This window comes from Streptomyces sp. NPDC059524, from assembly GCF_042749255.1.
GTDB lineage: Bacteria > Actinomycetota > Actinomycetes > Streptomycetales > Streptomycetaceae > Streptomyces > Streptomyces xanthii.
This window is the reverse complement of the sequence record NZ_JBHYTK010000044.1, coordinates 5,600-24,751: the sequence shown is the minus strand read 5'-3', so window position 1 is coordinate 24,751 and position 19,152 is coordinate 5,600. Positions and strand designations below refer to the sequence as shown.

Here is a 19,152-nt window from a genome sequence, read left to right as displayed (position 1 = left end):
GCACCCGGCGCGTTCGCCGGATGCCCGTTCGGTGGTGTGCGCGGGGTCAGTCCTCGCTGGGCGCCGCCGGCAGCTTGGTCTGGATGAGGTCCATCACGGAGGAGTCGGTCAGCGTGGTGACGTCACCCAGCTCCCGGTTCTCCGCGACGTCGCGCAGCAGACGGCGCATGATCTTGCCGGAGCGCGTCTTGGGCAGCTCGGCGACCGGCAGGACCCGCTTGGGCTTGGCGATCGGGCCGAGCGTGGCGCCCACGTGGCCCCGCAGGTCGGCGACGAGGCCGTCGTCCTCCGCGTTCGCGGTGCCGCGCAGGATGACGAACGCGACGATCGCCTGGCCGGTCGTCTCGTCGGCGGCGCCGACGACGGCGGCCTCGGCGACGGCCGGGTGCGAGACGAGCGCCGACTCGACCTCGGTCGTCGAGATGTTGTGCCCGGAGACGAGCATGACGTCGTCGACCCGGCCGAGCAGCCAGATGTCGCCGTCCTCGTCCTTCTTCGCGCCGTCACCGGCGAAGTACTTGCCCTCGAAACGCGACCAGTACGTGTCGATGAACCGCTGGTCGTCGCCCCAGATGGTGCGCAGCATCGACGGCCACGGCTCGGTCAGGACCAGGTAGCCACCGCCGCCGTTCGGCACCTCGACCGCCTCGTCGTCGACGACGGTCGCCGAGATGCCCGGCAGGGCGCGCTGCGCGGAGCCCGGCTTGGTCTCGGTGACGCCCGGCAGCGGCGAGATCATGATCGCGCCGGTCTCGGTCTGCCACCAGGTGTCCACGACGGGGCACTTGTCGGCGCCGATGTTCTTCCGGTACCAGACCCAGGCCTCGGGGTTGATCGGCTCGCCGACCGACCCGAGGACCCGCAGCGAGGACAGGTCGAACTTCGCGGGGATGTCGTCGCCCCACTTCATGAACGTGCGGATCGCGGTGGGCGCCGTGTAGAGGATCGTGACGCCGTACTTCTGCACGATCTCCCAGAAGCGGCCCTGGTGCGGGGTGTCCGGGGTGCCCTCGTAGATGACCTGTGTCGCACCGTTCGAGAGCGGGCCGTACGTGATGTACGAGTGGCCGGTGACCCAGCCGATGTCGGCCGTGCACCAGTAGACGTCGGTCTCCGGCTTGAGGTCGAAGACCGCGTGGTGGGTGTAGCTCGCCTGCGTCAGGTAGCCGCCCGAGGTGTGCAGGATGCCCTTCGGCTTACCCGTCGTCCCGGACGTGTACAGGATGAACAGCGGCTGCTCGGCGTCGAACGCCTCGGGGGTGTGCTCGGCGGACTGGCGGCCGACCGTCTCGTGCCACCACAGGTCGCGGCCCTCGGTCCAGGCGACGTCCTGCCCGGTGCGCCGGACGACCAGCACGTTGCCGACGCCGGCCGCGCGGGTCAGCGCCTCGTCGACGGCCGGCTTGAGCGCGGACGGCTTGCCGCGGCGGTATCCGCCGTCGGCCGTGATGACGACCTTGGCGTCGGCGTCCTCGATGCGCTTGGCGATGGCGTCGGCGGAGAAGCCGCCGAAGACGACGGAGTGCGCGGCGCCGATGCGCGCGCAGGCCAGCATCGAGATGACCGCCTCGGGGATCATCGGCAGGTAGACGGCGACGCGGTCGCCGGCCTCGACGCCCAGCTCGGTCAGCGCGTTCGCCGCGCGGCTCACCTCGTCCTTGAGCTCGGCGTAGGTGATGGCCCGGCTGTCGCCCGGCTCGCCCTCGAAGTGGATCGCGACACGGTCGCCGTTGCCGGCCTCGACGTGCCGGTCGACGCAGTTGTACGCGACGTTGAGCTTGCCGTCGGCGAACCACTTCGCGAACGGCGGGTTCGACCAGTCGAGTGTCTGCGTCGGCTCGGTGGCCCAGCTGAGGCGGCGGGCCTGCTCGGCCCAGAAGCCGAGCCGGTCAGCCTTGGCCTGCTCGTACGCCTCGGCCGTGACGTTGGCTCGTGCGGCCAGGTCAGCCGGCGGCGCGAAGCGTCGCTCTTCCTTAAGAAGATTGGCCAGGCTCTCGTTGCTCACGACATCTCCCTTACGGTGCTCAGCCGGGGCGGCCGTTGTGTCCCAGGCCACAGCTCATCAGACGGCGCCCCCTGCTGACAAGGGCTGCCCTGAAATTGGTTTAGACCTGTTCTCGTTCCTGTGCGGGCCCGCTAGTTGGGTGCCCGCTCCGCACCCGTTTCCACGTCCGGAACGTCCGGCGGGTTCAGTCGGTCACGCTTTCCCGGGTATGCCGAGGGCGCAGCCGGTGCTCCGGCCGCGCCCTCGGGGTGTCACGCGAGGCTGCTCCGGGACAGCGGACGCCCGTCTCCGACGCCGGCGTCCATGCCGTCCTCCACCCCGTCCACATGGCCGAAGACGGGGTCGTCCGGTGCGGCGCCGCCCGGCTCGCCCTCGGTGAGCAGATAGGCCTGTGCCTCCCCGACGTGGAAGTACATCCCGTGCAGGTCGAGCGCGCCCCGCTCCAGCGCGCGGGCCACCGAGGGGTGCGCCCGCAGATGCTCCAGCTGCTGCACCACGTTGGTCAGGCACAACTGCTCGGCCGCGTCCGCCGGGGGCCGCCCCGCGAGCCGCGCCTCGGGCCGCCCGGAGTCGGCGACCCGCGCCAGGCTGGGCAGCCCGTGCCGCAGCCAGCGCGCGAGCGGAGTCCGAGCCTCCCCGTCGGGCGGGCCGCTGAGCAGGGCCTGCATGGCCCCGCACCCGGAGTGCCCGCACACGGTGATCGACTGCACCTTCAGGACGTCGACGGCGTACTCGATGGCCGCGGCGACCGAGTCGTCCCCGCTCTCCTCGCCCGGCAGCGGCACCAGATTGCCCACGTTCCGCACGACGAACAGGTCGCCCGGGCCGCTCGACGTGATCATCGACGTGACGACGCGGGAGTCGGCGCAGGTGAGGAACAGCTGGGTGGGCTGCTGCCCCTCGCGGGCCAGCCGGGCCAGCTCACCGCGCACCAGCGGTGCCGTGTTCCGCTGGAACGCGCTGATGCCGCTGGCCAGTTGATGCCCGCCCCGACGCGGCCGCTCCGTCTCGGGGGCGGTGCCCGCGGCGGCGTCGGTGGCGGCCTCCTGGGACCGGTGGCCGTCGCAGTGGTGGTTGCGCCACGGCGTCCAAGGGCGGCAGCAGGAGTGCGCGGCGCTCGCGGGCTCGGCGATCCGGGCCCCGGCCCGGCCGGCGACCTCGACGCTGCCGCCCTCCGCGACGTGCGACTTCTGCCAGTCCTGCAGCGCCTCGAACGCGGCGTGGTCCATGAACGACCCGTCCAGCTCGACCACACAGCTCGTGCCGTGCGGCACCTGGTGCAGGGCGCGGCTCAGCCGTGGCACGGCGAGGAAGGTCAACTGCCCGCGCACGCGTACGTGGTGGACCCCGTGCGGGTCCTCCTCGTGCGTGATGCGGGTGCGGGCGAGCCGGTGCAGGGCGACACCGACGGCGACCGCGACGCCGAGCCCGACGCCTTCGAGCACGCCGAGGGCGACGACACCGACGGTGGTGACGACGTAGACCAGGACCTCGCGGTGGCGGGTGACCGTGCGGATGTGGTGCAGGGACACCATCCGGATCCCGACGGCCATCACCAGGGCGGCGAGCGAGGCGAGCGGGATCAGCTCCAGGGCGGGGACCAGGAGCAGCGTGGCCGCCACTACCCAAACGCCGTGCAGCATCGTCGAGTTCCGGCTCACCGCTCCCGCGTTCACGTTCGCCGTCGAGCGGACGGCGACGCCGGCGACGGGCAGGCCGCCGAGGCTTCCGGACGCGATGTTCGCCGCGCCCTGGCCGAGCAGCTCGCGGTCCAGGTGCGAGCGGCGGGCCGCGGGCGGCAGGTCGGTCCTGGCGGTGGCGAGCTTGTCGACGGCGACGGCCCCGAGCAGCGACTGCACGCTGCACACCAGGGTCGTCGTCAGGACGGCGGCGAGGATGCCGAGCACCGGCCCGTCCGGCAGCCCGGCCAGCGCGTGGCTGCTCCAGGACGGCAGGTCGACCTCGGGCAGCGTGAGGCCGAACACGGCGGTGGCGGTGGCCGCGGCGGTGACCGCGACGAGGGCGGCGGGCACCTTGCGGGCGACGCGCCCGACTCTGCCCGGCAGCTTGGGCCACAGGACGAGCAGCCCGAGGGTGAGCACGCTCATGGCGACGGCGGCGGGATGCGCGGCGGCCAACTGGTGCGGGAGAGCCGCCACGTTGGCGAGGACGGAGCTGTCCGGGGTGCCGCCCAGGACGATGTGCAGCTGGGCGACGGCGATGGTGACGCCGATGCCGGCGAGCATGCCGTGGACGACGGCGGGGCTGACGGCGAGCGCGGTGCGGGCCACCCGAAGACAGCCGAGCCCGAGCTGGGCGACGCCGGCGAGGACGGTGACGGCGCAGGTGGTGCGCCATCCGTAGCGCTGGATGAGCTCGGCGGTGACCACGGTCAGACCGGCGGCGGGCCCGCTGACCTGGAGCGGGGAGCCGCCGACGAGGCCGCCGACCAGTCCGCCGACGGCGGCGGCGACGAGCCCGGACTCCAGGGGCGCGCCGGTGGCGAGGGCGATGCCGAGGGACAGCGGCAGGGCGATCAGGAAGACGGAGACGGACGCGGACAGGTCGGCGCCCGCGATGCGGAAGCGGCGGGGCGGTGCGGGCGGTGGGCTGTGGGCCTTCCGGAGAGCGGCTGTGGGCTCGTCCGTCCGGTCGGGGTCACTGGCTCGGGTGGGTACGCAGGCTGACATGTTCCCGTCTCCTCCGGGGTGCAGCGCGGTCGCGGAATTGTGGGGGGACCCCAAGTGGTGTGCGGGGTCGGAAAATCGCGGCCGTGGTTCACGGCGTGCAGCGGCGGGATGAAGCAATGCGGTGAAGCAGGGGTGCAACAGGCGATGAAGCAGTGCGGTGAGCACTGAATTGCGTGAATGCAACGAGATGAATCAACGCTCGGTAAACGGATCGTAATGCAGAGTAAAGGCCAGGGAAGGATTAATCGGGCAAATGGTCCAATGCTTCACCCCGGAGAGTGAATAAGATTTCTGGTCGGCTTGTCGGACAAATTCGACGCGAAACCCGTGCGACCTTGGCGGCGCACCCGGGCATTTCGGGCATTTCGCACGGTCTTTCTCGTGCCCCGTCTCGCAAGCCGACTCCCAGGAAGAAGGTGGGCGGAAGATGGCCGCCACCCAGCGGATCGCCACCAGGAGGATCGTCGCGGGCGTCACCGCCGCCGCGGCGTGCGCCGCCGTCCTCTCCGGTTGCGCGAACAGCGACACCACGTCCGCGCCGCCCCACAAGGGCGCCGCCGGCCCCAAGAAGGCGGCGCCCGCCGCGCCCGCCCCGGGCAGCGTGATGCGCCCGATCGGCGACGGCTCCACCGCGTACACCGGGCAGCAGCCCCACCTGCCCCGCCCCGAGCGGCTGAGGCCGGGACAGAGGCCCCCGCAGTTCGTCGTCTTCTCCTGGGACGGAGCCGGCGAGGACAGCCAGAAGCTGTTCTCCCACTTCCGCGAGGTCGCCAAGGCCAACAACGCGACCATGACGTACTTCCTCAGCGGCGTGTACATGCTCCCGGAGAGCAAGGCGGCCGAGTACCACGCGCCGCAGCACTCGGCGGGCCGCTCGGACATCGGCTTCAACGACGTCCAGGGCATCCGTGACACCGCCGAGCAGGTGCGCGGCGCCTGGCTCGAGGGCAACGAGATCGGCACCCACTTCAACGGCCACTTCTGCGGCAAGGGCGGCGGGGTCGGCGAGTGGTCGGTCGCCGAGTGGAAGAGCGAGATCCAGCAGGCCAAGACCTTCGTGAAGTCGTGGAAGACGAACGCGGGCCTGAAGAACATGCCGCCGCTGCCCTTCGACTACGACAAGGAGCTCATCGGCGCCCGCACGCCCTGCCTCGAGGGGCAGAAGAACTTCATGCGGGCGGCGAAGGACCTGGGCTTCCGCTATGACACCAGCGGCGTCAACGACCAGCTGTGGCCCAAGAAGAAGAACGGCCTGTGGGACCTGTCCATGCAGCTCGTCCCCTTCATCGGGCACAAGTACGAGCAGCTGACCATGGACTACAACTTCATGGTCAACCAGTCGGGCACCAGCACCCAGGGCGACCCCGGCAAGCGGGAGTTCTGGGGCGACCAGATGCGCGACAGCCTGCTCGCCGGCTTCGACCGCGCCTACGAGGGCAACCGCGCGCCCCTGGTCATCGGCAACCACTTCGAGTCCTGGAACGGCGGCGCCTACATGCGCGCCGTCGAAGAGACCGTCGAGACCGTCTGCACCAAGCCCGAGGTGCGCTGCGTCAGCTTCCGGCAGCTCGCCGACTGGCTCGACGCCCAGGACCCGCGGACCCTGAAGAAGCTCACGACCCTCGGCGTCGGCCAGGCGCCCAAGCAGGGCTGGGCGTCGTTCCTGACCGGCGGCCCCGCGCCCGCGCCCAAGGGGGTCCCGGGCGCACCGGCCGCCAAGTCCTGACCCGGGCCGGCCGGACCGATGCGGACCGGACCGGATCGATCCGGCCCGATCCGGCCCGATCCGCTCCCGATCCGCTCCCGATCCGCTCCCGATCCGCTCCCGATCCGGTCCCGATCCGGCCCTGAGCCGTCAGGCCGTGGCGCCCACGCTCGGCCGGCTCTCCCGCAGCACGAAGTCGGGGTCGACCTGCGCCGCCAGGTCGGCCCCCGTCTTCTCGTTCCCCCAGCTCTGCGCGTTCTTCAGGTGGAAGTGGACCATCTGCCGCGTGTACCGCCCCCAGTCCCGCGCCTCGTACGTGGCGTCGGCGGCGGCCCGCAGGGTGGCGAGCGCCCCGGCGTTGGCCTCCTCCAGGAGCTCGAAGCGGGGCGGGCGGCCCTTCTCCATCGCGCGCACCCAGTCCGAGTGCCCGACGGTGACGAGCAGGTCGTCCCCGACCTCCGCGCGCAGGAAGTCGAGGTCGTCCTCGCCCTGCACCTTGTTCCCCACGACCTTCAGGGCGATGCCGAAGTCCCGGGCGTACTCCTTGTACTGGCGGTAGACCGAGACCCCCTTCCGCGTCGGCTCGGCGACGAGGAACGTCATGTCGAAGCGGGTGAACATGCCGGAGGCGAAGGAGTCGGAGCCCGCGGTCATGTCGACCACCACGTACTCGCCCTGGCCGTCGACCAGGTGGTTCAGGCACAGCTCCACCGCTCCGGTCTTGGAGTGGTAGCACGCGACACCGAGGTCGGCTTCGGTGAACGGGCCGGTGACCATCAAACGGACGGTCCCGCCGTCGAGTTCCACCCGCCGGGCGCAGGCGTCGTACACCGGATTGTTCTCGCCCACCCGCAGCAGCCGCGAGCCCTCGCCCGGCGGCGTCGTCTTGATCATCGTGTCGGCGGACGCGATCCGCGGGTTCGAACCGCGCAGGTAGTCCTTGATGAGCGGCAGCCGCGCACCCATCGCCGGCAGTTCGGCCGCGACGTCCTCGTCGAGGCCGAGCGCGGCGCCCAGGTGCTGGTTGATGTCGGCGTCGACGGCGACGACCGGCGATCCGGTGGTGGCGAGGTGACGGATGAAGAGCGAGGACAGCGTGGTCTTGCCGCTGCCGCCCTTCCCCACGAAAGCGATCTTCATGTTCACGAAGCGTAGTGGGAGCGTCGCGTTCCGTGTCGCCCCGGCGTGAAGAAGACCACTCCTTCGTGGGGCGGCGCCCCACGGCCCGTAGGGTCGTACGCATGAGTACGACAGCCGACCCCCTCGCCGCGCTGGCCGACCTGCCGGGCGTGGCCGACTCCGTGGCCTCCGTGCGCAAGGCCGTGGACCGGGTCTACGGGCACCGGGTCATGCGCCGCCGCAGCAACGAGGTCACCTCCGAGGCCGCGCTGCGCGGCGCGCGGGGCAGCGCGGCGCTCTCGGGCGCCGACTGGGCACTCGAGGAGGTGCGCCGGCGCACCGACTTCAGCGGGGGCGACGGCGATCCGGAGGCGCCCGTGGTCGGCGCCGCCCTGCGGCTCACCGCGGAGGCGGGCCAACTCCTTTCCATCTGGCGGCAGTCGCCGCTGCGCGTCCTCGCGCGGCTGCACCTGGTCGCGGCGGCCGACAAGGGCGACGCGGTGGGCCGGCCCCGGCAGGCGGGCGAGCCGGTCGACGAGCCGCTCGTGGAGCTGCCGCTGCCGGGCGCCGACGAGGTGGCGGGCCGGCTCGACGGCCTGGCCCAGCTGATCATCGCGGGCAGCGAGGCGCCGGCCCTGGTGACGGCGGCCGTGGTGCACGGCGAGCTCCAGGCGCTGCGCCCCTTCGGCTCGTACAACGGCCTGGTGGCGCGCGCCGCCGAGCGCATCGTCCTGGTGGGCAGCGGTCTCGACCCGAAGTCGATCTGTCCCGCCGAGGTGGGGCACGCGGAGCTCGGGCGCGCGCAGTACGCGGCGGCGCTCGACGGCTACGCCTCCGGCACTCCGGAGGGCATGGCGGCGTGGATCGCCCACTGCGGCAAGGCCGTTGAGCTCGGGGTCAGGGAGTCGACCGCGGTCTGCGAAGCACTCCAGCGCGGCGCCGCCTGACGGGAATCCCCGGAGGAAAAGGCCCCGGAAACGGGTTGCGGCGGTACGAGTCCTCGTACCGCCGCTGGCATGTCCACCGGGTTACCAAGCGTCCTCGATATCTGTTGCCCATCAGGTCGGGAACTTTGCCCGTCACCTGGTGCGGCTGGCCCGTAATCGACGGGTCGACGTCGCGTGGGTGCCCTGTGTTCATGCTTCGGTCCGTGGGGCCTTGGTTGCGTTTGAAGGTGATCCTCTCGGATGTCCTTGGTCTCGCGGGCCGTTGACTCCTTTGTACTCCAGACCCGCAGAGAGCGGTAGTCCTGGCCACACTTCTTTACTTTTAGGTTCAAATAGGACGCATTCGGGCGCGGCGCTGGCTCGCGTACCAGACCAGGCCCGCGGTGGCCGCCGCGGCGCCGATCGCGACCGCCGCGGCGAGCGCCGGGCGGGACGGCGCGGACAGGTGCGGCAGGCGCTGCTTGAGCCGAACCGGCTTGTGGAAGTCGAGAATCGGCCACTCGCGCGCGATCGCCTCGCGGCGCAGCGCGCGGTCCGGATTCACCGCGTACGGGTGCCCGACCGCGCTCAGCATCGGCACGTCCGTCGCCGAGTCGCTGTACGCGTAGCAGCGCGACAGGTCGTATCCCTCGGTGCGGGCGAGCTCCTCGACCGCCTCGGCCTTCGTCGGCCCGTAGGCGTAGTACTCGATCTCGCCCGTGAAGCAGCCGTCGTCGCCGACGACCATGCGCGTCGCCACCACCCGGTCCGCGCCGAGCAGCTCGCCGATCGGCTCGACGACCTCGGCTCCCGACGTCGAGACGATGACGACATCGCGGCCCGCGGTGTGGTGCTCCTCGATGAGGGACGCGGCCTCGTCGTAGATGATCGGGTCGATCAGATCGTGCAGGGTCTCGGCGACGAGCTCCTTCACCTGCTGCACGTTCCAGCCGCGGCACAGCGCCGAGAGGTACTCGCGCATCCGCTCCATCTGGTCGTGGTCGGCGCCGCCGGCGAGGAACACGAACTGCGTGTACGCGGTCCGCAGCACGGCCCTCCGGTTGATCAGCCCGCCTTGATAGAACGACTTGCTGAATGTGAGCGTGCTCGACTTCGCAATGACCGTTTTGTCCAGGTCGAAGAACGCCGCCGCGCGAGGCATGGAGGGGGTCAAGGAGGGGTTTTCCACGAGCTCGAGCATAGGCGCCCACCATTCGGCGTAAGCTCGGGCGCGTGGGTTTGCCTGAGAAGGCTCTCGGGTACACCATGGAAGTCACGGATCGTTCGCGACCGTGCTAACCCGGTCTGGCTCCTCCCCCCCCGAGTCGGACCGTGGGGACGACCCCCGCTCTCCCCCCCGGCGGGGGTCGTCGCATGTCCGGACCCGTTTTCGAGCCCTCTTCCTTCTCTGTTCAACCGTGCCGCCCGGCCTCGACGCCGCTGGCGGCACTTCGTCGTTCCGTCACGCTGTGTGACCTCCGGGCTGCTGTGCGGGAAGCTCAGGCCTGATCTCGCGGTGTTCACCTGTTGGGGTGAGCGAGATATCCACAAGCGTTCTCGTGTCCACAGGAATTGTCCAAGATCCACACGATTTCCGAGATCGCCGCAGGGTGATTCCGCACGCGGAGTTCCGGGCCGGTCCGACGGCCGGTCCGGCATTGCCGAGCGGTGCGGAGCGACCGGTGTCCGGCGCCGCGCCGACCGGGCTTGGCGGTGGTGCGGATCGCCCGCGGGTGCGGGCGGCGCGGAGAGAGGGGGATCGGACCATGACGGGGACGAGTGCGCAGGATCCGGTGCGGGACACCGGGGCGCGAGGGCGGGCGCCGCTCATCGTGACGGAGGACCTACGGCTCCTGGACGACCTGCTGCGGCTGTGCGCGGCGGCCGGGGTGCGGCCCGAGGTCGGACACGGGGCGCCGGGAGGACGCGGCAGCTGGGAGGGGGCGCCGCTCGTCCTGGTCGGCGACGACGCGGCCGACCGGCTGCGCGGCGCTCCCCGCCGGCACGGGGTGGTGCTCGTGGGCCGGGACCAGGACGACCCCGGGGTGTGGCGGCGCGCCGTCGAGATCGGTGCCGACCACGTCCTGATGCTCCCGGACGGCGAGCAGTGGCTGATGGACCGGATCGCCGACGTCGCCGAGGGAGTGGGGCGGCCCGCCCTCACGATCGGGGTGCTCGGGGGCCGGGGCGGAGCCGGGGCCTCCACCCTGGCCGCCGCGCTCGCCGTGGCGTCCGCGCGGGCCGGGCGGCGCACGCTGCTCGTCGACGCGGACCCGCTGGGCGGCGGGCTCGACGTGCTGCTCGGCGGCGAGGCCGCGGACGGCCTTCGCTGGCCGGCGTTCGCCCAGTCCCGCGGCCGCGTCGGCGCCACCGCCCTGGAGGAGTCGCTGCCTGCGCTGCACGGTCTGCGGCTGCTCAGCTGGGACCGGGGCGATCTGGCGGCGGTGCCCCCGGAGGCCGTGCGCGCGGTGCTCGCCGCGGCACGCCGCAGGGGCGGCACCGTCGTCGTGGACCTGCCGCGCCGGATCGACGCGGGCTCCGTGGAGGCGCTGGCCCAGCTCGACGTGGGGCTGCTCGTCGTCCCGCCCGAGCTGCGCGCGGTCGCGGCGGCCCGCAGGATGGCGGGCGCCGTCGGCATGGTGCTGCGCGACCTGAGGGTCATCATCGCGCCCGTACGGGGCACCGCCGCGCTCGGCGCCGACGAGACGGCCCGGCTGCTCGGCCTCCCGCTCGCGGGTGAACTGCCCCTGGACACCGGAGTCTTCGCGGGCAAACCGCCAGGAGTGGGCGGCCCGCTCGGGCGGTTCGCGACCCAGTTCTGGGACCGCGTCGCCGTCGGTTCGGACGCCGGGGGCGTCGCATGACCGCCGTCGTCGGGGCCCGCATGCTCGACGGGGTCCGCCAGTGGCTCGCCGAGAACGGGGCGGAGGCCACCCCCGCACGCGTCGCCGAGGCGCTCCGGGCCCAGGGCCGGATCCTGGGCGACGCCGAGGTGCTCGGCGCGGCCGGCCGGCTCCGCTCGGAGCTGGTGGGCGCGGGCCCGCTGGAGCCGCTCCTCGGCGACCCCGCGGTGACCGACGTCCTGGTGTCGGCGCCGGACCGGGTCTGGGTGGACCGGGGCGGCGGCCTGGAGCCGGCGGGTGTGCGCTTCGAGAGCGCCGCGGACGTGCGCCGGCTGGCCCAGCGGCTCGCCGCGGTCGTGGGGCGCCGCCTCGACGACGCCCGCCCCTGGGTGGACGCCCGCCTGCCCGACGGGACCCGCCTGCACGCCGTCCTGCCGCCGATCGCCGTCGGCTGCACCTGTCTGTCGCTGCGCGTCGTACGGCCCCGGGCCTTCACCGTGGACGAACTGGTGGCGGCGGGCACGGTGCCGCCGGGCGGCGACCGGGTGGTACGGGCCCTGCTCGACGCCCGCCTCTCGTTCCTGATCAGCGGCGGCACCGGCAGCGGCAAGACGACGCTGCTCAGCGCGCTCCTGGGCCTGATCGGGCCGCAGGAGCGGATCGTCCTCGCCGAGGACTCGGCCGAGCTGCGCCCCGACCACCCGCACGTGGTGCGCCTGGAGGCCCGGCCGGCCAACCAGGAGGGCGCGGGCGCCGTCGGTCTCGACGACCTGGTCCGCCAGGCCCTGCGGATGCGCCCCGACCGGCTCGTGGTCGGCGAGGTGCGCGGTCCTGAGGTCGTCTCCCTCCTGGCCGCCCTCAACACCGGGCACGAAGGAGGCTCGGGCACGCTCCACGCCAACGCGGCGAGCGACGTCCCCGTCCGCCTCGAAGCGCTCGGCACGGCGGCGGGACTCGACCGCCCCGCACTGCACAGCCAACTCGCGGCGGCCGTCTCGGTGATCCTCCACCTCGTACGGGACCGGGGCGGTCGGCGGCGGGTCGCGCAGGTCCACGTACTGGAGCGGGACCCGCAGGGCTGGGTGCGGACCGTTTCCGCGCTGGAGTGGGGCGAGCGGGGGTTCGTGCCCGGGCCCGGCTGGGCGCGGCTGCGCGAGCTGCTGGGGATGCGGGGGGAGCCGGCGTGAGCGGAGTCGTGGTGGTGGCGCTGCTCGGCGTGCTGAGCGTGGCCTGGGCCGTGCGGACGCGGAGCGGTGAACTGCGCAGGGTGCGCGCGGTGTTGGGGCCGGAAGCGGAGGCGGGCGGCGCCGCGTCGGTGGTGCGGTGGCCGGGGATCGGGCGGTGCCGGGCCTGGCTGGGGGCGCGCCCCGAGTGGGCGTGCGCGGCGGCCGGGCTGGTCGTCGCCCTGCTCGGGGCCTCGCCGCTGCCCCTCGTGCTCGGGGTCGCCGCGGTGCCCGGGGCGGCGCGGGCGCGCAGGACGCGGGACGCGCGGCGGGCACGGGAGCGGCGGGGCGACGCGGTGATCCGGCTGTGCGAGCTGCTCGCCGGAGAGGTGCGCGCGGGGCGCCAGCCCGGAGCGGCTCTCACGGTCGCCGTGCGGGAGTCGCAGGCGCCCGGCGGGGCGGCGGTCGTGGCCGCGGCGCGGTTCGGCGGTGACGTCCCCGGGGCGCTGGGCGCGGCGGCCGGGGAGCCGGGCGCCGAGGGGCTGTACGGGCTCGCCGCGTGCTGGCGGGTGGCGGTGGACCGGGGCGCGGGCCTCGCCGTCGGGGTCGACCGGCTGGCGGACGCGCTGCGCGCCGAGCGGGATCAACGGTCCGAGTTGAGAGCGCAGTTGGCGGGACCGTGGTCGACGGCGGTGATGCTCGCGGGGCTTCCCGTGATCGGCCTGCTGCTCGGCTCCCTGCTCGGGGCCCGTCCGCTCCGGGTGCTGCTGCACAGCGGGCCGGGGATCGGGTGCCTGGTGGTGGGCGGGGCGTTGGAGGCGGCGGGGCTGTGGTGGGCGGTGCGGATCGTGCGCGGGGCGGAGCGGGGTTGAGGGAGTGGCCGGGGTGATGGAGGTCGATGTGCTCGGGGTGTTCGGGACGTCCGGTGGGGTCGGACCGATGGAAGAAGTTGTCCACAGGCTGGGGGTGGTGCTGTGTGCCGCCGGACTGAGTGTGTGGGTGGCGTACGGGGTGGAGGGACGGCTGCGGGCGAGGGCGCTGCGGCGGCGGGTGCGGGCGGTTCTGGAGGTGGCCGCCGCCGAGTCGCGGGGGCGGCGGCGGATGCGGATGCCGGCGGGTGTGCGGCGGTGGGGGCCGGTGGCCGGGGCGGGGTGTGCCGGATATGCGCTGGTCGGCGGTGTGGCGGGGGTGTTCGCCGGGCTGGTCCTGGCCTCGGGCGTGGAGTGGTGGCGGGGCCGGGGGAGAGGCGCGGGGTCGGCGGTCGATTCGGGGGAGGCGCTCGGCGCGGAGGAACGGGCCGAGGTGGTGCGGCAACTACCCCTCGCTGCAGAGCTGTTGGCGGCCTGTCTGGCGGCCGGCGCGGATCCCGTCGGGGCCGCGCGGGCGGTCGGGGAGTCGCTGGGCGGGCTTGTGGGGCGAGGGCTGGCGCGGGGTGCGGCGCAGGTGCGCCTGGGCGGTGAAGCCGCCACGGCTTGGCGGGAGTTGGCGGCACTGCCCGGCGCGGGCGGTCTCGTGCGGCTCCTGGAGCGGGCCGGGGAGTCCGGGGCGCCGGCGGCGGTGCCCGTGGCCCGGTTCGCCGCGGAGTGCAGAGCCGAGCGGGGCAGGCGTGCGACGGCGCTGGCGCGACGGGCGGCGGTGATCATCACCGCGCCGGTGGGGCTGTGCTTCCTGCCCGCGTTCCTGGCGATCGGCGTGCTGCCCGTGGTGATCGGGCTGACGGGAGGTGTGCTGGGCGGAGGGGTTGGTCGATGACGGGGTTCGAGAGGTGAACGAACGTGGTGTTCAAGGGGGTTGTGATGAGCCGTGGATGCGGTGAGTGCAGTGGGTGTGGTGCGTGCGGCGGTCGTCATGAGGTCCGCGGAAGCCGGGGAGCGGGGCGTGGCGTCGGCCTGCGGGTGCGGCGGTGGGCGCGGTCCGTGCGGGCCGCGCGACGGGACGCCGGGATGGTCAGCGCCGAGTACGCGGTGGGGATCCTCGCGGCCGTGGGCTTCGCCGGGCTGCTCTACAAGGTGATGACGAGCGGGGCCGTGATGTCGGCGCTGGAGGAGTTGGTGGGGAAGGCGCTCCATGGGTCGTTCTGACCGGGGCTTCGTGACGGCGGAGGCGGCCGTGGTGCTGCCCGTGCTGGTGGGGTTCACGCTGGCGCTGGTCTGGGGGCTGCTCGCGGTCTCCGGCCAGATCCGGTGTGTGGACGCGGCGCGGGCCGGTGCCCGCGCCGGGGCCCCGGAGGAGCCCGAGCGCGCGGCACGGGCGGCGGCGCGGGGGGGGGGGCCGCCCCGGCGCGGGGTCAGGGTGTCGGTGAGGGGCGATCTGGTGCGGGTGACGGTGTCGGCCCGGTCGGCCGGTCCCGGACCGCTCGCCGCGGACCTGAGGGCGGAGGCGGTCGCGGCGGCCGAGGAGACGGTGGGGGCGGCGTGAGGAGAAGGCGGTACGAGGTGGGGCCGGAGCGGCGGGCCGTTCGGCGCGGGGTGGGTCCGGTGCGGGCGGGACAGGACGGCCGGACCCGATGGGGTCGGGCGGGGCCGTGCGGGCGGTGGACGGGGGTGCGGGTGCGGGCCGACCGGGGGTCGGCGACGGTGTGGGTCGTCGTGGCGATGGCCGCGGTCGGGGCCGTGTTCGGGGTGGTGCTCGCTCTGGGGCAGGCGGTTCAGGCCCGGCACCGGGCGGGCGGCGCCGCCGACCTGGCGGCGCTGGCGGCGGCGGGCCACTGGATGAAGGGCGGTACCGACGCGTGTGACCTGGCCGGGCGGGTGGCCGGGGCGCAGGGGGCCAGGGTCGTGAGCTGTGCGGTGCGCGGGGAGGTGGCGGAGGTGGTCGCGGCGGCAGGCCGGGGCCCGTTCGCGGCGGAGGTCCGTTCCAGAGCCGGCCCCTCGGGGCCGCGCCCCGGGACACCGCCGGGACCGGGACCCGATCCCGAACCGGGCTCGACGGCCGGCCCGCTCCCCGGCGGGACCACATCGCCGGAGCCCGCACCTACGGAACCAGGGCCGGCTAGTCCCCCGTAGGCACCGCGGGCTGGGGCGCGTCCGGCTGGGTGGGCGCGCCCTGGAGGAGGACGGAGAGGAGGCGGATCGCGCCGCGCTTGTGCAAGGGGTCGTTGCCGTTGCCGCACTTGGGGGACTGGATGCAGGACGGGCAGCCGGCCTCGCACTCGCAGGAGGCGATCGCCTCGCGCGTGGCGGCGAGCCATTCCCTGGCCGTGTGGAAGGCCCGCTCGGCGAAGCCCGCCCCGCCGGGGTGGCCGTCGTAGACGAAGACCGTGGGCAGCAGCGTGTCGGGGTGGAGCGGGATCGAGACGCCGCCGATGTCCCAGCGGTCGCAGGTGGCGAAGAGCGGGAGGAGGCCGATGGAGGCGTGTTCGGCGGCGTGCAGGGCGCCGCCGAGGATCTCGGGGTTGATGCGGGCGGCGTCCAGCTGGTCCTCGGTGACCGTCCACCACACCGCGCGGGTGCGCAGGGTGCGGGGAGGGAGGTCGAGTTTGGTCTCGCCGAGGACCTCGCCGGTGATGAGACGGCGGCGGAGGTAGCCGACGACCTGGTTGGTGACCTCGACCGAGCCGTAGCACAACCGGCCGTCGCCCCAAGGGACTTCGACGTCCGTTTCCAGGACCGAGATGGCCGTGGTGTCGCGGGCGGTGGTGGAGTACGTGGGGTTGGCGGGCTCGACGAGGGCGACGTTGTCGTCGAGGTCGAGGTGCTGGACGACGTAGGTGCGGCCCTGGTGGAGGTGGACGGCGCCGTCGTGGACGGTGGTGTGCGCGGACGCCGCGTCGACGGTGCCGAGGAGCCGGCCGGTGCTCGCCTCGACGATCTGCACCGGGTTGCCGCCCCCGCCGCGGATGTCGGCGAGGTCGGCGGCGGACTCGCGGCGCGTCCAGTGCCAGGACTTCGTGCGCCGCCGCAGCAGCTTCGCGGCCTCCAGCTGCGGGAGCAGCTCGGTGGTGGCAGGGCCGAAGAGGTCCAGGTCCGGTGCGGTGAGCGGGAGTTCGGCCGCCGCGGCGCACAGGTGCGGGGCGAGCACGTACGGGTTGTCGGGGTCGAGGACCGTCGACTCGACGGGCTGGTCGAAGAGGGCCTCGGGGTGGTGGACGAGGTAGGTGTCCAGCGGGTCGTCGCGGGCCACGAGGACGGCGAGGGCGCCCTGCCCGGAGCGTCCGGCGCGGCCGGCCTGCTGCCAGAGGGAGGCGCGGGTGCCGGGGTAGCCGGCGATGACGACGGCGTCGAGCCCGGAGACGTCGATGCCGAGTTCGAGGGCGGTGGTGGCGGACAGGCCGAGGAGTTCGCCGGAGTGCAGGGCGGCTTCGAGGGCGCGGCGTTCCTCGGGGAGGTAGCCGCCCCGGTAGGCGGCGACACGCCGGACGAGGGAGCGGTCGACCTCGGCGAGCCGCTCCTGGGCGATCACCGAGATCAGCTCGGCGCCGCGCCGGGACCGTACGAAGGCGACGGAGCGGACGCCCTGGACGGTCAGGTCGGTCAGCAGGTCGGCCGTCTCGGCGGTCGCGGTGCGCCGCACGGGGGCGCCCTTCTCGCCCTGCATCTCGGTGAGCGGCGGCTCCCAGAGGGCGAAGACGAGCTCGCCGCGCGGTGAGGCGTCGTCGGCGACCTCGACGACCGGCAGGCCCGTCAGACGGCCCGCTGAGGCGGCCGGGTCGGCCGAGGTGGCGGAGGCGAGCAGGAAGACGGGTTCGGAGCCGTAGCGGGCGCACAGGCGGCGCAGCCGGCGCAGAACCTGGGCGACGTGCGAGCCGAACACGCCGCGATAGGTGTGGCACTCGTCGACGACGACGTACTTCAGGGCCTTGAGGAAGGAGGACCAGCGGGCGTGGGACGGCAATATCCCGCGGTGCAGCATGTCAGGGTTGGTGAGGACGTAGTTGGCGTACTGGCGGACCCACTCCCGTTCCTCGAAGGGGGTGTCGCCGTCGTAGACCGCGGGACGGATCGCGCCGAGCGGTTGTGAAAGTTCCTTCACCGACCGGCACTGGTCCGCCGCGAGCGCCTTGGTCGGCGCGAGGTACAGCGTGGTGGCCCCGCGGCCGTTCGGCGCCTCGGAGCCGTCGAGCAGCCCGGAGAGGACCGGGACCAGGTATGCCAGGGACTTGCCGGAGGCGGTTCCGGTCGCGACGACCACCGACTCGCCGTCGAGCGCGTGCTCCGCCGCGAGCGCCTGGTGGGCCCACGGATGATCGATTCCGGCCTTCTGCACGGCGGCGACGACCTCGGCGCGGATCCGGTCCGGCCACACGGCATGACGGCCCGCGCGAGGGGGCAAGTGCTCCGTATGGGTGATGCGCGCAGCCCTGCTCGGACCCGAGGCGAGCCGCTCCAGGACCGCCCCGGGAGAGGGTCGGGAGCCCGTGGACGCCGCAGGTCGTTCGGATCGGTGATTCTTGGCCATCGGCTCCGAGTGTGTCACTGGCGTGACGGACAATGTTCCAAGGCGTCGTGCACGCCTGCCGGTAAGTGATTGAATGCCATCGCGGCTGGCGAACCGTCCCGGGGGATCATGCCGAGGTGTCCCCGAGGGGCGACCGCTCGATTAGCAAGGTGCTGGAGGATCCGTGGACCTGTCCCTGTCGACCCGTACCGTCGGCGATCGTACGGTCGTCGAGGTCGGTGGCGAAATCGATGTGTATACCGCGCCCAAGCTGCGCGAGCAGCTGGTCGAGCTGGTGAACGACGGCAGTTTCCACCTTGTCGTCGACATGGAGGGCGTGGACTTCCTCGACTCCACCGGGCTCGGCGTGCTGGTCGGCGGTCTCAAGCGTGTGCGCGCCCACGAGGGCTCGCTGCGCCTGGTCTGCAACCAGGAGCGCATTCTCAAGATCTTCCGGATCACGGGTCTGACCAAGGTGTTCCCGATCCACACCTCGGTCGAGGAAGCCGTAGCGGCGACCGACTGAGCCGGTCTCGAGAGAGTCAGGGGACCGGGCGGCCCAGGCCGGCCCGGTCTCCCCGAGCACGCCCGTACTTCGGAGGGGATGCATGGCCACCGTCGAACTTCGCTTCAGTCCTCTTCCCGAGCACGTCAGGACCGCCCGCCTCGTGGCGGCCGCGGTGGCGCGCAGGGCGGGCGTGGACGAGGCGGTGCTCGACGAGGTCAGGCTCGCCGTCGGTGAGGCGTGCAGCCGCGCCGTCGGGCTCCATCGGAGCGGCGGCCTGACAGCCCCGGTGCGCGTGGCCCTGATCGAGGAGGAGAAGCAGTTCTCCATCGAGGTCGGGGACGAGGCGCCACGGGCCGCGGCGGTCGCGGTGGCGTCCGCGGGCGGCGGTGCGGGCGAGCCCGAGGACGGCGAGGACGACATGGGTCTCGCGGTCATCAGCGGCCTCGTGGACGACGTGGAGGTCACCGCCGACGAGAGCGGCGGCCTCATCCGCATGAGCTGGCCGACCGCGCCGGACCCGGAGGAGTCGCCCGTCTGACCGACGGCGACGAAGACAGCGAGCCCTGCTCACCCGCGCGGTGAGCAGGGCTTTCTTTCGTTTCTGGATCTTTCGTCGATCCTTTCGGCGGGCCTTCAGGCGATCTTTCCCGCCGATCTTTCCTGCCGGTCTTTCCTGTCGAACTCTTTCCGGGTCGAATTCTTTGATGATCGTGAAATGGGGCCGATAATGCCTTGTTTGTGGTTATGTGTTATTTGAGGGGGCGCTAGCGGAGAAATTTTGGCGGGGAGGGTGTTTTTTTTTTTGGTCGCGCCCCAA

17 protein-coding genes are annotated in these 19,152 nt (G+C 73.1%); 11 read left to right on the top strand and 6 right to left on the bottom strand.

Annotation, left to right across the window (positions count from 1 at the left end):
• Positions 1 to 46: 46 nt before the first annotated feature.
• Complete coding sequence (acs, locus tag ACFW9D_RS15220) at positions 47 to 2,056, bottom strand: acetate--CoA ligase (RefSeq protein ID WP_384622052.1); 2,010 nt, start codon at positions 2,054 to 2,056, stop codon at positions 47 to 49.
• Between the two features lie 200 nt (positions 2,057 to 2,256).
• Entirely contained in the window at positions 2,257 to 4,695 is a 2,439-nt protein-coding gene (locus ACFW9D_RS15215; protein WP_384622050.1) for a bifunctional SulP family inorganic anion transporter/carbonic anhydrase, read from the bottom strand.
• Between the two features lie 427 nt (positions 4,696 to 5,122).
• Here ACFW9D_RS15215 and ACFW9D_RS15210 point away from each other — a divergent pair, with 427 nt between their 5' ends.
• The gene (locus ACFW9D_RS15210) at positions 5,123 to 6,421 is read left to right on the top strand and encodes a hypothetical protein (RefSeq protein WP_384622047.1); all 1,299 of its coding nucleotides are present in this window, start codon (positions 5,123 to 5,125) and stop codon (positions 6,419 to 6,421) included.
• 129 nt (positions 6,422 to 6,550) lie between these two features.
• On the opposite strand, the gene ACFW9D_RS15205 is transcribed toward ACFW9D_RS15210, so the two are convergent.
• Positions 6,551 to 7,540, bottom strand: a complete 990-nt coding sequence (locus tag ACFW9D_RS15205) for an ATP-binding protein (protein WP_384622045.1) — start codon at positions 7,538 to 7,540, stop codon at positions 6,551 to 6,553.
• Positions 7,541 to 7,641: 101 nt separating this feature from the next.
• Here ACFW9D_RS15205 and ACFW9D_RS15200 point away from each other — a divergent pair, with 101 nt between their 5' ends.
• The gene (locus ACFW9D_RS15200; RefSeq protein WP_384622043.1) at positions 7,642 to 8,466 is read left to right on the top strand and encodes an oxidoreductase; all 825 of its coding nucleotides are present in this window, start codon (positions 7,642 to 7,644) and stop codon (positions 8,464 to 8,466) included.
• A 328-nt stretch (positions 8,467 to 8,794) separates the two neighbouring features.
• Here the strand turns inward: ACFW9D_RS15200 and ACFW9D_RS15195 are convergent, their stop codons facing one another.
• Positions 8,795 to 9,646 (bottom strand): HAD family hydrolase, encoded by an 852-nt coding sequence (locus ACFW9D_RS15195; protein ID WP_384622041.1) that lies wholly within the window; start codon positions 9,644 to 9,646, stop codon positions 8,795 to 8,797.
• Positions 9,647 to 10,211: 565 nt separating this feature from the next.
• Between ACFW9D_RS15195 and ssd the strand changes: the two genes are divergently transcribed.
• The 7 genes from ssd to ACFW9D_RS15160 all read left to right on the top strand — a co-directional run bounded on the left by ssd (position 10,212) and on the right by ACFW9D_RS15160 (position 15,456).
• Entirely contained in the window at positions 10,212 to 11,309 is a 1,098-nt protein-coding gene (ssd, locus tag ACFW9D_RS15190) for a septum site-determining protein Ssd (protein WP_384622038.1), read from the top strand.
• Complete coding sequence (locus tag ACFW9D_RS15185; RefSeq protein WP_188338223.1) at positions 11,306 to 12,475, top strand: TadA family conjugal transfer-associated ATPase; 1,170 nt, start codon at positions 11,306 to 11,308, stop codon at positions 12,473 to 12,475. The genes ssd and ACFW9D_RS15185 overlap by 4 nt, the downstream gene beginning before the upstream one ends.
• Positions 12,472 to 13,323 (top strand): type II secretion system F family protein, encoded by an 852-nt coding sequence (locus tag ACFW9D_RS15180; protein WP_384622035.1) that lies wholly within the window; start codon positions 12,472 to 12,474, stop codon positions 13,321 to 13,323. Before ACFW9D_RS15185 ends, ACFW9D_RS15180 begins: the two co-directional genes overlap by 4 nt.
• Positions 13,324 to 13,390: 67 nt before the next feature.
• Positions 13,391 to 14,203 (top strand): type II secretion system F family protein, encoded by an 813-nt coding sequence (locus ACFW9D_RS15175; RefSeq protein WP_384622033.1) that lies wholly within the window; start codon positions 13,391 to 13,393, stop codon positions 14,201 to 14,203.
• 191 nt (positions 14,204 to 14,394) lie between these two features.
• Positions 14,395 to 14,532 carry a DUF4244 domain-containing protein gene (locus ACFW9D_RS15170; protein WP_317453324.1) on the top strand — a complete coding sequence of 46 codons (138 nt, stop codon included), beginning with the start codon at positions 14,395 to 14,397 and terminating at the stop codon, positions 14,530 to 14,532.
• Positions 14,519 to 14,869 carry a TadE family type IV pilus minor pilin gene (locus ACFW9D_RS15165; protein ID WP_384622029.1) on the top strand — a complete coding sequence of 117 codons (351 nt, stop codon included), beginning with the start codon at positions 14,519 to 14,521 and terminating at the stop codon, positions 14,867 to 14,869. Before ACFW9D_RS15170 ends, ACFW9D_RS15165 begins: the two co-directional genes overlap by 14 nt.
• A gap of 176 nt (positions 14,870 to 15,045) precedes the next feature.
• Entirely contained in the window at positions 15,046 to 15,456 is a 411-nt protein-coding gene (locus ACFW9D_RS15160) for an Rv3654c family TadE-like protein (protein ID WP_384622099.1), read from the top strand.
• Here the strand turns inward: ACFW9D_RS15160 and ACFW9D_RS15155 are convergent.
• Positions 15,443 to 17,722 carry a DEAD/DEAH box helicase gene (locus ACFW9D_RS15155; RefSeq protein ID WP_384622026.1) on the bottom strand — a complete coding sequence of 760 codons (2,280 nt, stop codon included), beginning with the start codon at positions 17,720 to 17,722 and terminating at the stop codon, positions 15,443 to 15,445. The two genes, ACFW9D_RS15160 and ACFW9D_RS15155, sit on opposite strands and share 14 nt — an antisense overlap.
• Positions 17,723 to 18,011: 289 nt before the next feature.
• Here ACFW9D_RS15155 and bldG point away from each other — a divergent pair, with 289 nt between their 5' ends.
• Both bldG and ACFW9D_RS15145 read left to right on the top strand, forming a co-directional pair.
• Positions 18,012 to 18,353 (top strand): anti-sigma factor antagonist BldG, encoded by a 342-nt coding sequence (gene bldG, locus ACFW9D_RS15150; RefSeq protein WP_003975386.1) that lies wholly within the window; start codon positions 18,012 to 18,014, stop codon positions 18,351 to 18,353.
• Between the two features lie 82 nt (positions 18,354 to 18,435).
• On the top strand, positions 18,436 to 18,873 hold the full coding sequence (locus tag ACFW9D_RS15145) for an ATP-binding protein (RefSeq protein WP_188338228.1): 438 nt from the start codon (positions 18,436 to 18,438) through the stop codon (positions 18,871 to 18,873).
• A 95-nt stretch (positions 18,874 to 18,968) separates the two neighbouring features.
• On the opposite strand, the gene ACFW9D_RS15140 is transcribed toward ACFW9D_RS15145, so the two are convergent.
• Positions 18,969 to 19,152 (bottom strand): hypothetical protein (locus ACFW9D_RS15140; protein ID WP_384622022.1); only part of this gene is annotated, 184 nt, incomplete at its 5' end.

Excerpts from the sequence above, each read along its gene's own strand:
- ACFW9D_RS15195 (WP_384622041.1), bottom strand. The coding sequence starts at position 9,646 with ATGCTCGAGCTCGTGGAAAACCCCTCCTTGACCCCCTCCATGCCTCGC.
- ACFW9D_RS15160 (WP_384622099.1), top strand. The coding sequence starts at position 15,046 with ATGGCCGCGGTCGGGGCCGTGTTCGGGGTGGTGCTCGCTCTGGGGCAG.
- ACFW9D_RS15175 (WP_384622033.1), top strand. The coding sequence starts at position 13,391 with ATGGAAGAAGTTGTCCACAGGCTGGGGGTGGTGCTGTGTGCCGCCGGA.
- ssd (WP_384622038.1), top strand. The coding sequence starts at position 10,212 with ATGACGGGGACGAGTGCGCAGGATCCGGTGCGGGACACCGGGGCGCGA.
- ACFW9D_RS15205 (WP_384622045.1), bottom strand. The coding sequence starts at position 7,540 with ATGAAGATCGCTTTCGTGGGGAAGGGCGGCAGCGGCAAGACCACGCTG.
- ACFW9D_RS15215 (WP_384622050.1), bottom strand. The coding sequence starts at position 4,695 with ATGTCAGCCTGCGTACCCACCCGAGCCAGTGACCCCGACCGGACGGAC.
- ACFW9D_RS15170 (WP_317453324.1), top strand. The coding sequence starts at position 14,395 with ATGGTCAGCGCCGAGTACGCGGTGGGGATCCTCGCGGCCGTGGGCTTC.
- ACFW9D_RS15145 (WP_188338228.1), top strand. The coding sequence starts at position 18,436 with ATGGCCACCGTCGAACTTCGCTTCAGTCCTCTTCCCGAGCACGTCAGG.
- ACFW9D_RS15210 (WP_384622047.1), top strand. The coding sequence starts at position 5,123 with ATGGCCGCCACCCAGCGGATCGCCACCAGGAGGATCGTCGCGGGCGTC.
- ACFW9D_RS15200 (WP_384622043.1), top strand. The coding sequence starts at position 7,642 with ATGAGTACGACAGCCGACCCCCTCGCCGCGCTGGCCGACCTGCCGGGC.
- ACFW9D_RS15185 (WP_188338223.1), top strand. The coding sequence starts at position 11,306 with ATGACCGCCGTCGTCGGGGCCCGCATGCTCGACGGGGTCCGCCAGTGG.
- ACFW9D_RS15165 (WP_384622029.1), top strand. The coding sequence starts at position 14,519 with ATGGGTCGTTCTGACCGGGGCTTCGTGACGGCGGAGGCGGCCGTGGTG.